The organism is Streptomyces odontomachicola (assembly GCF_039605595.1).
In the GTDB taxonomy this organism is placed as follows: domain Bacteria; phylum Actinomycetota; class Actinomycetes; order Streptomycetales; family Streptomycetaceae; genus Streptomyces.
Genome location: NZ_JBCFOK010000013.1, coordinates 24,750 through 38,809 on the forward strand (window position 1 = coordinate 24,750; position 14,060 = coordinate 38,809).

At 74.8% G+C, this 14,060-nt stretch carries 8 protein-coding genes; 1 reads left to right on the forward strand and 7 read right to left on the reverse strand.

What is annotated here, in order from left to right; all coding sequences use genetic code 11:
- Positions 1–38: 38 nt before the first annotated feature.
- Together ABEE00_RS23085 and ABEE00_RS23090 are read right to left on the reverse strand one after the other, a co-directional pair.
- The gene (locus ABEE00_RS23085) at positions 39–3,527 is read right to left on the reverse strand and encodes an ATP-dependent helicase (protein WP_345747532.1); all 3,489 of its coding nucleotides are present in this window, start codon (positions 3,525–3,527) and stop codon (positions 39–41) included.
- 183 nt (positions 3,528–3,710) lie between these two features.
- On the reverse strand, positions 3,711–4,118 hold the full coding sequence (locus ABEE00_RS23090; RefSeq protein ID WP_451918647.1) for an MGMT family protein: 408 nt from the start codon (positions 4,116–4,118) through the stop codon (positions 3,711–3,713).
- Positions 4,119–4,276: 158 nt separating this feature from the next.
- Here ABEE00_RS23090 and ABEE00_RS23095 point away from each other — a divergent pair, with 158 nt between their 5' ends.
- A complete protein-coding gene (locus ABEE00_RS23095) occupies positions 4,277–7,177 on the forward strand; it encodes a flippase-like domain-containing protein (RefSeq protein ID WP_345747534.1) in 2,901 nt (966 codons plus the stop codon).
- Between the two features lie 88 nt (positions 7,178–7,265).
- Here the strand turns inward: ABEE00_RS23095 and moeZ are convergent, their stop codons facing one another.
- The 5 genes from moeZ to ABEE00_RS23120 form a co-directional block, all read right to left on the reverse strand.
- Positions 7,266–8,444 carry an adenylyltransferase/sulfurtransferase MoeZ gene (gene moeZ / locus ABEE00_RS23100; RefSeq protein WP_345747535.1) on the reverse strand — a complete coding sequence of 393 codons (1,179 nt, stop codon included), beginning with the start codon at positions 8,442–8,444 and terminating at the stop codon, positions 7,266–7,268.
- A 61-nt stretch (positions 8,445–8,505) separates the two neighbouring features.
- The gene (locus tag ABEE00_RS23105) at positions 8,506–9,264 is read right to left on the reverse strand and encodes a spherulation-specific family 4 protein (protein ID WP_345747536.1); all 759 of its coding nucleotides are present in this window, start codon (positions 9,262–9,264) and stop codon (positions 8,506–8,508) included.
- On the reverse strand, positions 9,252–10,202 hold the full coding sequence (locus ABEE00_RS23110; protein ID WP_345747537.1) for an NAD-dependent epimerase/dehydratase family protein: 951 nt from the start codon (positions 10,200–10,202) through the stop codon (positions 9,252–9,254). The genes ABEE00_RS23105 and ABEE00_RS23110 overlap by 13 nt, the downstream gene beginning before the upstream one ends.
- A 311-nt stretch (positions 10,203–10,513) precedes the next feature.
- On the reverse strand, positions 10,514–11,887 hold the full coding sequence (locus ABEE00_RS23115) for a hypothetical protein (RefSeq protein ID WP_345747538.1): 1,374 nt from the start codon (positions 11,885–11,887) through the stop codon (positions 10,514–10,516).
- On the reverse strand, positions 11,884–13,836 hold the full coding sequence (locus tag ABEE00_RS23120; RefSeq protein ID WP_345747539.1) for a DUF3492 domain-containing protein: 1,953 nt from the start codon (positions 13,834–13,836) through the stop codon (positions 11,884–11,886). The genes ABEE00_RS23115 and ABEE00_RS23120 overlap by 4 nt, the downstream gene beginning before the upstream one ends.
- Between the last annotated feature and the right edge of the window lie 224 nt (positions 13,837–14,060).

A 14,060-nucleotide genomic window follows, 5' to 3' on the forward strand; every position in this document is an offset into this window, starting at 1 on the left:
GTACGTACGGAGACGCCCTCCCCTTAAGGGAACGCGCCCTATTCGACGATCTGGCGGCCCTCGGGCCTGGCCGAGCACGCGCCGCGGAAGGCGCAGTGCGTGCAGTGCTGTCCCGGCGTCGGCGTGAACCGCTCGTCCAGCACCCGGCCCGCTGCGCGGGCCAGAAGATCACCGATCCATTCACCGGTCCCTGACGCGCCCTCGGGGTCCCCCGGTTCCCCCGCGGACTCCGTCGCCCCCGCCGAGTCGGGGTCCCCCAGGGGGTCCTGGCGCTGCACGGCGGGCAGCGTGTCGCCGCCGTCCCGTACGGGTGCGCCCTGACGCAGGTGCACCAGCTCGGCGCCGCCGGGCTCCGGGGTGCGGCCGCCGAACAGCCCGTCGGCGGCGCCGGCGCGCACGGCGAGCTGGTACACCGCGAGCTGGGGGTGCTGCTCGACCTCGCGCGCCGTGGGCTTGGAGGACTTCCCGGTCTTGAAGTCGACGACGTACGCGCGGCCCTCGGCGTCCCGCTCGACCCGGTCCATGCTGCCGCGGATCCGGATCTCGTACTCCCCGGCCTTCAGCGTCACGTCGAACTCGTGCTCGCTGCCCGCCACTTCGCGGCCCTCGCCGCGCTCCATGACGTGCCAGCGCAGGAACCGCTCCAGCGCGTCCCGCGCCTCCCGCTTCTCCTGCCGGGACTTCCACGGCGCGTCGAAGGCCAGCCCGTCCCACACCGTGTCGAGCCGCTCCATCAGCACGGCGAGGTCGGCCGGCGTGCCGCCGGAGGCGACCTCGTCGGCGAGTACGTGGAGGACGTTGCCGAACCCCTGTGCCGCCGTTGCCGGGCTGTCCGCCTTCACCTCGCGCCCCAGGAACCACTGGAGCGAGCAGGTCGTGGCGAGCTGCTCCAGCGCGCTGCCCGACAGCCTGACCGGCGACTCCCGGTCGCGCAGCGGCACTTCGGACCTGGTCTGCTCGTGCAGCCCCCACCAGCGGTGCGGGTGCGCGGCCGGCACGAGCGGGTGGCCCTCCTCGTCGCGCAGCCCCGCGAGCCGCGCGAGCCTGCGGGCCGCCGCGTCCCGCAGCGCGGGCGAGGCCGCCGGGTCGACGGTCGTCGCGCGCAGCTCCGCCACCAGCGCGGCCACCGCCAGCGGGCGCCGGGGGCGGCTGGTCACCGTGCGCTGCTCCACGCCGAGTTCGCCGAGGAAGCGCGAGGGCTGGTCGCCATCGTCGGCCGGTGCCTGGACGGCGGTGACCACCAGGCGCTCCCTGGCCCGGGTGGCCGCCACGTAGAACAGCCGGCGCTCCTCGGCCAGCAGGGCGCCGGGCGGCAGCGGTTCGGCGAGCCCGTCCCTGCCGATCCTGTCGGCCTCCAGCAGCGAGCCCCGTCGCCGCAGGTCGGGCCAGAGCCCCTCCTGCACCCCCGCCACCACGACGAGCCGCCACTCCAGTCCCTTGGAGCGGTGCGCCGTCATCAGCCGCACGGCGTCCTGGCGCACGGCGCGGCCCGCCAGGGTGTCGGCCGCGATGTCCTGCGCGTCCAGCTCTTCGAGGAAGTTGAGGGCGCCGCGGCCGCCGCTGCGCTCCTCGGCGCGGGCCGCCACCGCGAACAGGGCGCACACCGCGTCCAGGTCGCGGTCCGCGTTGCGGCCTCCGGGGCCGCCTCGCAGGGCCGCGCGCTCCAGCCGCTGCGGCCAGGGCGTGCCGTCCCAGAGCTGCCACAGCGCCTCCTCCGCCGTACCGCCGCCGGCCAGGAGTTCGCGTGCCTTGCGGAGCAGCAGGCCGAGCCGCTGGGCGCCGTGCGCGTACGCGGGGTCGTGCGCCACCAGGCGCTCGGGCTCCGCGAGCGCCTCGGCGAGCAGGTCGTCGGAGGGCCGCGGCACGTTCTCGCCCGCGGCGCGCTCCTCCTCGCGCAGCGCCCGCCCCAGTTTCCGCAGGTCGGCGGCGTCCATGCCGCCGAGCGGCGAGGAGAGGAGGGTGAGGGCTGTGTCGGTGTCGAGCCAGGGGGCGGGGGCCTCGGAGGTCTGCGCGGACTCGGAGCCCTCCGCGTCCGCGTCCTCCTCGCCGCTCCGCGCCTGACCGGTGCCGGCCTCGTCCTCGTCGCCCTCCGCGCTCTCCCTCGTACCGCGCGCCTCCACCACGCTGCGGGCCACCGCGCGCAGTGCCGTCAGCAGCGGGGCGACCGCGGGCTCCTGGCGCAGCGGCACGTCGGCGCCGTCCACGTCGAGCGGGACCCCGGCCGAGGTGAGCGCGCGCCGCACCGCGGGGATGCTGCGGCCGCCCGCGCGCACCAGCACCGCCATCTCGCCCCAGGGGACGCCGTCCTCCAGGTGGGCGCGGCGCAGGATGTCGGCGATGTTGTCCAGCTCGGCGCCGGCGGTCGGGTACGTGCACACCTCCACGGCGCCGCCCTCCCGCACCGGGGTGAGCGCGCGGTGCGCCCGTACGGCCTCGGCGGGCAGCCGCGGCGCGGGCAGCCTGCGGGCCAGCTCGCGGGTGGCGGCCAGCAGCCGGTCGCCGGAGCGGCGGCTCGTGCCCAGCACCTCGACCGGAGCGGGCGAGCCGTCCGTACGCGGGAAGGCGTGCGGGAAGTCGAGGATGCCGTTCACATCGGCGCCCCGGAACGCGTAGATGGACTGGTCCGGGTCGCCGAAGGCCACCAGGGTGCGACCCTGTCCCGCGATCTGCTGGAGCAGCCTGACCTGCGCGGGGTCGGTGTCCTGGTATTCGTCGACGAACACCACGTCATAGGCGTCCCGCAGCTCGGCGGCCACCTCCTCGCGCTCGGCGAGCAGGACCGCGCGGTGCACCAGCTCCGCGTAGTCGAGGACGCCCTGCGCGTCCATCACGTCCAGGTACTCCGCGAGGAAGGCCGCCGCCGCGCGCCAGTCGGGCCGCCCGGTGCGCCGCGCGAACGTGCCGACCTCGGCGGGGCCCAGCCCCAGCTCCCTGCTGCGCGCGACCACCGCGCGCATCTCGTCGGCGAAGCCGCGGGTGGTCAGGCAGGAGCGCAGCTCGTCGGGCCACTCCACCCGGCCGCGGCCCTCCGCCTCCAGCTCCAGCTCGCCTTCGAGGAGTTCGCGTACGTACAGGTCCTGCTCGGGGCCCGTCAGCAGCCGCAGGGGCTCGGCGAACAGCTCGGCGTCCTGGTGCGCGCGCAGCAGCGCGTAGCAGTACGAGTGGAAGGTGGTGGCCTGCGGCGCGCTCGCACCCGGTCCCTCACCCGCGCCCCCGAGCCGCGCGGCCATCCTGTCGCGCAGCTCCACCGCTGCCTTGCGGCTGAAGGTGAGCACCAGGATCCGCTCGGGGTCCGTGCCGCCGCGCACCCGCTCGGCGACGGCCTCGACGAGCGTGGTGGTCTTGCCCGTGCCCGGACCTGCGAGGACCAGCAGCGGTCCGCGCCCGTGGTCAACCACCGCGCGCTGCCGTGCGTCCAAGGCAGGGGGGCCCGCAGGCTCCGGAGGAGTGCGCACCAGCCGGTACGCGCCGGCCGCACCCGGGGCGGGCGACGGCGGACGCGCATCGGACAGGTCGGAGGAGCTCACGGTGATCGCCTCGGGGGAGGTTCGGTGCTGCGGGTGCTGCGGGGGTGGTGTGCGGCTCCCGACGCTACGCCAGCCGTCTCACGGGACGCAGTGCGTTCCTCCTGTACTCCGTACGGACGGCTGCACGCATGGGGCGCGCGGCCGTGGCGGAAGGTGGTAGGCGTGTTCAGCCGCAGCAGGTGGTCAGCCGCCCTCCCCGTCCCACCTGGCACGGCGCATGTCGAGCCGCGGTATGTGCCCGTCGGAGGCGCCGGGGGCCTCGCGGAGCGGGGTGCCCTCCTCGCGGTAGTGCTCCAGGGCGCGGAGCTCGCCGCCCGGGAGCAGCCGCCCGTCAGCGCGCACCACGCGCCACCAGGGCACGGCGCCGCCCCAGAGCGCCATCACGCGGCCGACCTGGCGGGGTCCTCCTTCTTCCAGGAACTCCGCTATGTCCCCGTACGTCATCACGCACCCCGGCGGGATGCGCTCCGTGAGATCGAGCACCCGCTCCGCGTACTCCGGGATCTCCGGCGCCTCGGGAGGTGCCGTGGATCCGGATCCGGCCCCGGACTCGGCGGGGCCTGCGGGCCCCTCGGAACTGTTCCCCTGCATGCGGGCCATCGTGCCGCACGCCACCGACAACGCGGTTCCGCTCGGGGCGGAGCCGAACCGTTCTTCTCCTGGTATGCCGGATATGGGGTGGCTCCGGAATGCCCCCTCGTGCCCCCATGTGCCACCCCCTCGTGCCACCATCTTCCGGGCGGTGACGAGTGATACGAGACCAAGACGGAACGACGACCGGGCGGCGGCAGCATGAACGGCCTCACGAGGAGGAACCCTCTGCCGCGCACGGGGCTGCCCCGGTGACCGGCGACCGCGCACGCGAGGACGCCGGCGCCGCGCACGGGGAGAGTGACGCCGTGCCCGGGGGGAACACCGCCGTACCCGGGGAGGACGCCGTACCGCAGAAGACCCGACCCGGAGGGGCCGTGCCGGAGGAGACCGTGCCGGACGAGGCGCTCACCGAGGACGGGCGCATCGAGGACCGCGTCGGGGAACGGCCCGACGAGCGGATCGAGAGCGACGAGCCGCTGCTGGCCGCGCGGGTGCACCGCCCGTCCGACCTGCTGCGCACCGTCCTCGGGCTGCTCGGCATCACGATCGTGATCGTGATCGCGAACTTCGCGCACAACACCACGGCGGGGCTGGAAGACGACATCAACAAGGGCACCCAGCAGGCGCCCCCGCTGCTGATCAGCCTCACCGGGCTGGCCTCCAGCATCGCGGTGCTGCTCGTGCCCGTGGCCTTCGCCATCGAGCGGCTGATCAAGCGGGACGGGCTGCGCATCGCGGACGGGGTGCTGGCCGCCGTGCTGGCCCACGGCGCGTCGCTGGCCACCGATCTGTGGGTCGCCGAGGCGGCCCCCGGCTCGGTGCGGGACGCGCTCACGAAGCAGATCACCGACACCGATCTGACCACCCCCGTGCACAGCTATCTGGCGCCCGTCTTCGCCTACATGACGGCCGTCGGCATGGCCCGCAGACCGCGCTGGCGCGTGCTGCTGTGGGCGGTGCTGCTGCTGAACGCGTTCGCCGTACTGATCCCCGGCTACTCCACGCCGTTCTCCATCGTGGTCACGCTGCTGATCGGCTGGACGGTCGCGTACGCCACGCTCTACACGGTCGGCACCCCCAACGTCCGCCCCACGGGCCAGACCCTGCTGGCAGGGCTGCGGCACGTGGGCTTCTCGCCGGTCGCCGCCGTACGCGTCGAGGAGCCCGAGCCCAGCCGCACCGACAAGCGCGACCCGGGCTACCGGGAGGCCGGCCGCCGCTACCGGGTCACGCTGGAGGACGGCCCGCCCATCGACGTCACCGTCGTGGACCGCGAACAGCAGGCGCAGGGCTTCTTCTACCGGCTCTGGCGCCGCCTCACCCTGCGCGGCATCACCCAGCGGCGCAGCCTCCAGACGCTGCGGCAGGCGCTGGAGCAGGAGGCCCTGCTCGCCTACGCGGCGATCGCGGCCGGGGCGAACGCGCCCAAGCTGATCGCCACCTCGGAGCTGGGCCCCGACGCGGTGATGCTGGTGTACGAGCACATCGAGGCCGCCTCGCTGGACTCCGTACCGGACGAGGAGATCACCGACGAGCTGATGCGCGCCTCCTGGCAGCAGGTGGAGGCGCTCCAGTCGCGGCGGATCGCCCACCGGAGGCTGGTCGGCGACGCGCTCCTGGTGGATCGTTCCGGCAGCGTCTACCTCACGGATCTGCGCGGCGGCGAGATCGCGGCGGGCGACCTGGTGCTGCGCATGGACGTGGCCCAGCTCATGACCACCTTCGGGCTGCGGGTCGGCGCCGAGCGCGCGGTCGCGGCCGCCGTTGACGTGCTCGGTCCCGACGCGGTCGCCGACTCCCTGCCGCTGCTCCAGCCCATCGCGCTGAGCCGCAGCACCCGCTTCTCGCTGCGGAAGCTGGCGAAGGAGCGGGCGCAGCGCGAGCGCGAGGCGGTGCTGGAGGCCTCCCGCGCCGACAAGCAGGCGCGCGAGGCCCAGCACGCCGAGGGCAGGACCATCGAGGGCAAGCCCATCGACCGCAAGGCGCTGCGGGCGGAGAAGTCGGCGGAGAAGCGGGCCATCGACGAGGCGCTGGAGGAGGCCAGGGAGGAGGACCTCCTGGTCCAGATCCGCCAGCAGGTGCTGCGTATCAGACCCCAGGCGCCGATAGAACCGGCCCGTCTGGAGCGGATCAGGCCGCGCACCCTGGTCAGCTTCATCGCGGGCGCCCTCGCCGCGTACTTCCTGCTCACCCAGCTCAGCGCGGTCCCCCTCAGCAAGGTCGTGGAGGCCAACTGGGCGTGGGTCGGCAGCGCCGTGCTCTTCTCCGCGCTCACCTATGTCGCCGCGGCGATGTCGCTGCTCGGCTTCGTGCCGGAGAAGGTCCCCTTCGTACGGACCGTCGTGGCGCAGGTCGCGGGGTCCTTCGTGAAGCTGGTGGCGCCCGCCGCGGTCGGCGGCGTGGCGCTCAACACCCGCTTCCTGCAGCGCCAGGGGGTGCGCCCCGGGCACGCGGTGGCCAGCGTCGGAGCGTCCCAGCTCTTCGGCCTGGGCAGCCACATCCTGCTGCTGCTCTTCTTCGGCTATCTGACCGGGACCGAGCACACACCGACCCTGTCGCCGTCCCGCACGGTGATCGCGGGGCTGCTGACGGCCGCGGTGCTGGTGCTGATCGTGACGGCGGTGCCGGGGCTGCGGCGGTTCGCCTCCTCGCGGCTGCGGTCGCTGTTCGCCGGCGTGGTGCCGCGGATGCTGGACGTGGTGCAGCGCCCGCAGAAGCTGCTCATCGGCATCGGCGGGCAGCTCCTGCTGACCCTGCTGTTCGTGCTCTGCCTGGACTCCTGCGTCCGCGCCTTCGGGCAGACCGGGTACGAGGCGGCCAGCTACGCGAGCCTCGCCGTGGTGTTCCTCGCGGGCAACGCGCTGGGCTCGGCGGCGCCGACGCCGGGCGGCCTGGGCGCCGTGGAGACCGCGCTGATCGCGGGTCTGATCGCCTTCGGGGTGCCGAAGGAGGTGGCCACGCCTGCGGTGCTGCTGTTCCGGCTGATGACGCTGTGGCTGCCGGTGCTGCCCGGCTGGTTCTCCTTCACCGCCCTCACGAAGCGGGGGTCGCTCTAGCTCCGGCGCTCCGTCGCGCGTGGCACACACGCGAACGGCCCGCTCCCAGCGAGGGAGCGGGCCGTTTCTGCGTACGGCGTGAGGCTGGTCAGTAGACCGGCTTGTCCGGCTCGATCTGGTTGACCCAGCCGATGACGCCGCCGCCGACGTGCACGGCGTTGGAGAAGCCCGCGCTCTTCACGGCGGCGAGGACCTCGGCGGAGCGCTGGCCCGACTTGCAGTGCAGGACGATCTTCTTGTCCTGCGGCAGGTCCTGGAGCGCGTTGCCCATGAGGAACTCGTTCTTCGGGATCAGCTTGGCGCCGGGGATCGAGACGATCTCGTACTCGTTCTGCTCGCGGACGTCGATGATCTCGATGTTCTCGCCCTCGTCGATCCACTCCTTGAGCTGCTTGGGAGTGATCGTCGAGTCGGCCGCGGCCGCCTGCGCCTCGTCGGAGACGACGCCGCAGAACGCCTCGTAGTCGATGAGCTCGGTGACCGTCGCGTTCGGGCCGCAGACCGCGCAGTCGGGGTCCTTGCGGACCTTCACCGTGCGGTAGCTCATCTCCAGCGCGTCGTAGATCATCAGGCGGCCGACCAGCGGCTCGCCGAAGCCGGCCAGCAGCTTGAGTGCCTCGTTCACCTGGATCGAGCCGATCGAAGCGCACAGCACGCCGAGCACGCCGCCCTCCGCGCAGCTCGGCACCATGCCGGGCGGCGGGGGCTCGGGGTACAGGCAGCGGTAGCACGGACCGTGCTCGCTCCAGAACACCGAGGCCTGCCCGTCGAAGCGGTAGATCGAGCCCCAGACGTACGGCTTGTTGAGCAGCACGCAGGCGTCGTTGACCAGATAGCGGGTGGCGAAGTTGTCGGTGCCGTCCACGATCAGGTCGTACTCGGCGAAGATGTCCATCACGTTCGAGGAGTCGAGACGCTCCTCGTGGATGTTCACCTGCGTGTACGGGTTGATGCCGAGGATCGTGTCCTTCGCGGACTCGGCCTTCGGGCGGCCGATGTCGGCCTGGCTGTGGATGATCTGGCGCTGCAGATTCGACTCGTCGACCTCGTCGAACTCGACGATGCCGAGGGTTCCCACGCCCGCCGCGGCCATGTACATCAGCGCGGGCGAGCCCAGGCCGCCGGCACCCACGGCGAGCACCTTGGCGTTCTTCAGCCGCTTCTGCCCGTCCATCCCGACGTCCGGGATGATCAGGTGGCGGGAGTACCTGCGGACCTCGTCGACGGTGAGCTCGGAAGCCGGCTCGACCAGGGGTGGCAGCGACACGGAGTCTCCGATGGTCGGTGGAAGTACGGTCGTTCTGCTCGTAACACTGCCACGCGCTCCTTCATTCCGAGACACCAGGTCCGAGACGCGAGACGAGGTCGTCCCAGTAGCCGGGCAGGATCTCCCAGGGGCTCTGGTCGGAGCGCGCCGTCCTGTCGGTGAACCACACCGTCCCCGCGCCCTGCCAGCGCGCCAGCCGCAGCGCCTCGTCGAGGTGCGTGCCGGGCAGCCCGTGCACCAAGTGGCAGAAGCGCCAGGGCGGATGGTCGGCCGTCCACTCCTCCACCTGCGCCCAGCGGTACTCCGACCAGGACCCGTTGAAGGTCACCAACTGGTCTCCCACCTCGGCGTATGCGGGGTCGGGGTGGGCGCCGTGACCGAGCACGATGTGACCCTCGGCACTCAGCGCGCGCAGTGTCGAGGCCACCCTGTTCGTCTCGGTGATGCGCCCGAGGTCCCCGGGGCAGCGGTCCAGATAGAAGCCGTCCACGCGGTACCAGTCGAGGTGGCGGTGCGCGTCCGAGATCAGTTCGCCGAATGTCCGCGTACCGTCCCACATGTCGAGACAGCCGAGGACGCCGGTGCCCGCCTCGTGCAGCGCGGCCGCCGCCTGGAGCCAGTACGGATCGGGGCGGCTGCCGGGTCCGCCGCCCGCGATGTCCAGCACGGCCCAGTCCAACGGGACGCCGGGGCGGGCGAGTTCGCCCCATTCGCCGGGCGCGAGCATCGGGTGGGCGCAGCCCGGCGCCCCCATGCCGAGGCGGCGCACGGCGCTGCCCGGGCGCTGCCGCGGGTCGCCCGGCCTCGTCAGATGCGGCATGCCGCCTCCATCCAGATGTCGGCGAGCGACTCCTCCAGGCCGATGCGGGGCCGCCAGCCGAGCCGGTCGCGTGCCGTGCGGACGTCCGCCTGCTGCCAGTTGCCGCAGCCGTCCGGATACGGCTGCTGGGGCGGGGGCGCCGGTGCGCCGCCGGGCCCGTGCGCGGGCTGCGGCACCTGGTGGTGCGGGTCCATCTCGTGGACGGCGCCGGTGTATCCGGCCGCGCGCGCCAGCACACCGGCCGCGTCACGCAGCCGCACGGCGCGCCCCGTGCCGATGTTGACCACGCCCTGCGCGGCGGAGAGCGAGGCGGCGTGCACGGCCCGCGCCACATCCCGTACGTCCACGAAGTCCCGCTGCACGCCCAGCCCTCCGAGCTTCAGCTCGTGGTCGCCCTGCTGCATCGCGCGGCGCATCGCCTCGGCCAGCCGCCCGAGCGGGGACCCGGCGGGAGTGCCGGGCCCGGCCGGCGAGAACACCCGCAGCACCACGGCGTCGAGCCCCGAGGACAGCACCAGCTCGGTCGCGGCGAGCTTGCTCACGCCGTACGGGCCCCCGGGCCGCGGCACGGCGTCCTCGCTGGTGGAGGAGCCGGCCGGCGAAGGTCCGTACTCCGCGGCGCAGCCGATGTGCACCAGCCGCGCCCCGCACCCGCTGCGCCGGAGCGACTCGCAGACGGTGGCCGTCGACACGGTGTTGTGCCGGGTCAGATCGCGGGCCGAACCGCGGATGGCGCCCGCGCAGTTGATCACCACCCCGGGGTGCACCGCGTCCAGGAAGCGGGTCAGCGCCCCGGGGCTGCCCGAGGACAGGTCGAACCTGACGTCGGAGTCGTCACTCCGGCCCAGCGCGGTGAGCTGGACGGCGGGGTCGGCCAGCAGCCGGTCGGCGACGAAGCGCCCCAGATATCCGCTGGCACCGAGCAGCAGCACCCTCATCGCGCCTCCTCCCCGACCGGAACGGTGCGGCGGCTGCCCGCCGCCCGTGCCCCTGCCTCCGGCGGTGTGACCGGCCGGGCCGGCCGTGGCTGCTGTGTGGTGGTCATCGGGTGTTGCTCCTTCTCGAAGTGCACGGGTACGTGAGGTGCACGGATTCCTGAGGTGCGAGGGGTTCGCGGGGTGCACGGCGTGCGTGCGGGGAATGGGGTGCGTTCAGGACGTGGGGTACGTGCGGGACGTGAAGTACGTGGGGTGTGAGCGGTACGGATGGTGCGCGGGGCACGCAGGGGTTCACGCCACGTGCCGCGGCCTCATCCGGCCGCCCGGGGCCGGTGCGCCGAGGCGCGGGCGAGAGCACGGAACGCGTACGTCAGCAGCACGGCCGCCGCGCCGCCGCACACCACGGCGGGCACCAGCGCGGGCACCGGGGAACCGCCGCCGGGCAGCGCGTGCGCCGGGACCGCGAGCCCCGCGGCCAGCGCCACCGCCTCGGCCGCGCCCGCGGCGCCGATGCCCCAGGCCGCGGCCCTGCGGTAGCCGTGCGCCGCGAGCAGCAGCGCGAGGTAGAGCAGCACGCCGAGCGCCGTGCCGCCGAGCACCGGCAGCGGGGCCAACGGCGCCCCGGCGCCGAGCACATGGACGGCGGGCCTGGCCACGGCCTGCGCCCCGGCCAGCGCGAGCGCGAACAAGGCCAGCGCCGCGGCGAACAGCGGCCGCACACCGGCGGCGAACTCCCCGAGCCCGCGGCTCTCGTGCAGAGCCCGCCGCGCCCGCACGGAGAACCAGCGCGCGCTCCACACCGCGGGCGCCACCCCGCAGGCCAGCCCGAGCGCCAACTCCCGCGCGCCGGCCGCGCCTTCACCGGGGCCGGCGGCGCCGAGCAGCCCGATGCCGCAGAGCCAGCACGCGACGAGCACCTGCGTGCGGCTGCCCGCGCCGCGCGGGAGCACGAGGCGCACGACGGCCAGCCGCGCGGCCGCGCCGACCGCCGCCGCGCCGGCCGCCGCGACGGCGGGCCGCAGCAGGGAAGGGGGGCCCGGCGCTTGGGCCAGCGCGGAGAGCGCGAGCAGCACAGCGGCGCACAGGGCGGCGGGCAGCAGGGGCACCAGCAGCCGCGCGAGCCGGTCGCCTGCGGGCACCGGGGCCTCCTCGTGCGCGGCGTGCGGGGCCGGGGCCTCGTCCTCGCCCGCGTCTGCGCGGGGCACGCGCGCGTACAACTCCTCGGCGAGGCCGAAGACATCGCGGTGCCGATACCGCGCGGCGGTCCTGTCGGTCACGCCGTGCGCCTCCAGCCCTGCCGCGATCTCCAGCGGGTCGACCGCGCGCTCGCACAGCTCCCTGTGCCGGTGCAGCAGCCCCCGTACGGGATCGGCCGTGCCGCTCCGCCAGGCGGCGCCCGGCCACCCGGGGTCCTCGCCCTCGCGCCGCCCCGGCTCCCCCGCGGTGCCGGGGCCCGGGACGTCGCGCGCGGCGAACTCCGGTGCGTGCGCGCTCCCTTGGCGGCGTACGGCCGGCATCGGCACCTCGGGCGGCAGCGGCACATGCAGCGCGGCCGCCTCGGCCGCGCCGTCACCGAACACGCCGCCCTCGGCCGCGCGGTCGCCGCTCACGCCCTCGCCACCTGCGCGTACGCCGTCGTTGCGTACGCCATCGTCACGTACGCCGTCCTCACGCTCAGCGCTCATGCCCGCTCCTCCTCTCCGGGGGTGCCGGGTCCGGCGCCGACGGCCACCGGGTCGCGGCGCTCCCCCTCCGCACCGGGCGGGCCCGTCTCCCGCGGCCCGCCCTCCGGCTCGTGTCCGCGACGGCGCACCCCGGGGAACAGGCCGCTGAGTCGCCCGCCCGCGCGGCGCCCGGCCGCCTCGGACCGCTCCTGGCCCGTGCCCACCCAGCGGCCGGGCACATGGGACTCGGCGGGACGCGCGAAGGGCAGCGCTCCCCCGGCGCCGTCCAGCGGGGCTCGGCCGTGCCGGACCGGGTGGTGCGACATCAGCTCCAGGTAGATGCCGTGAAATGCCGCGATGTTCTGCTCGACGGTGAAGAGCTCGAGAGCGCGGGCCCGTGCCGCGGCGCCCAGCCGGGCCCGCCGCTCCGGGTCGCGCAGCAGCGCCACGCACGCGTCGGCGAGCGCGCGCGGATTGCGCGCGGGCACCACAAGACCGGTGCCGCCGATGACCTCGCACACCGCACCCGCGTCGGTGGACACCGTCGCGCTGCCGCAGAGCATCGCCTCGGCGAGCGGCACGGGGAAGCCCTCCACGACGCTGGAGAGCACGACCACGGAGGCGTCCGCGTACGCCTCGGCCACGGTCGGCGCCTCGGGGCTGCCCGCCTCCTCGAAGGAGACCGGGCACTCGCCCACCGCGTGCGGCCCGGCCGCCTCGTCGGGGAAGAGCTGCGCGGCCAGCGCGCGGCAGTGCGCCGCGTACGCCTCGGCGTCCTGGCCTCTCCCGGGGGCGTTCCGCACGAGCCGCAGCCGCGCGCCCGGCACACGCTCGCGCACCCTGGCGAACGCGTGGAGCAGCGCGATCAGGTCCTTCGCGGGCTCAACCCGCCCCACCCACACCAGAGTCGGCGGCGAGTGCCCCGCCTCCCGCGCGGGTTCCTCCCCCGCGCGCTCGCCCGCCTCGGCGAAAGGGGCGGCGTCCATCCCCGGGTAGACGGTGCGCAGTTGCTCGCGCCGCGCCCCGCACCGCTCCTGCCAGCGCCGTACGTGGGTGCTGCCGGGGGTGATCAACTGCGCCTGGCGGTACGTCTCCCGGGCCAGCCGCCCCTGGAACGAGGCGAGCAGCGCGCGGACCGGAGCGCGGGCGGCCGCGGGCGCCACCGCGTCGGCCGCCCCCGCGAGATAGTGCTCGCGCAGCCGCACGGTGTACTCCGTGACCAGCAGCGGCGTCCCGTGCAGCCGCTTGGCCAGCAGCCCGGGCAGCGCGGCGGCGCCGCTGCCGACCACATGGCACAGATCGGCCGAGGCCAGGCCCCCTGTCCAAGATGCGGCGCCGGTTTCGGACACCCCGGCGCCGTCAGCGGAGGAGGACCCGTCGGCGGCGGCGCCCTCGCCCCTGTACCAGTCGAGGGAGAGCGGGCGCAGCGCGCGCTCCAGCCGCTCGGCGACCGCGAGCAGGTCGGTCACCCTGGCCCCGTGCGCGGCGCGGAGCGCGCCCGGCTCGCGGCAGGCGGACTCCAGGATGCGCAGGGCCTGTTCGGAGCGGAGCGCTGCGGCGAGGCCGCCGCGGCACTCGGCCGCGAGCTCGGCGAGCCCGTAGAGACCGGTGGCGAAACGGTCCGCCAGGTGTTTTCCGGCGGGCGCGCCCTCCTCCGGGTCCGGGGTGCACACGGCCTGCGCGAGCTGCCCGAAGCACTCGGCGAAGCGCCGCCGCGCCCGCCGCCCGAGCGCCGCCGGACCGCCCGGCGCGGTGGCACCGGGGTCGGCGCCCCACAGCCGCGCGGTGCGCACGGGGCCGACGTGCGACGGGAGTTCGCACCAGCCGCCGGCCTCCTGGCGCGCGCTTCGGCTGAGCGCGTAGATCTCGAACTCGTGGCCCTCCAGGCCGCGCAGCAAACGGTCGCACCACACCACCGATTCACCGCGCGCGTAGGGGTAACCACCCTCTGTAAGCAGTGCGATGCGCACGGACGCACCCCCGATCGATCTCCGCATGGGGCCACTGACCGTCGGACTGCGCGCCGTACGGCCGGTGCTCGACTGCCGTACGACTGACAGAAGTTCAGTGGCGTGACGCAGACGACGCTATGCGCGCCCCCGGTGCGCGGTGGACGGTTGTCCATCGCGCCACCGGAAGGGGTGAACGCCCGTGACTTACCGGAGGGTCCGCCGTTCGCGTGCCATCACGGCAC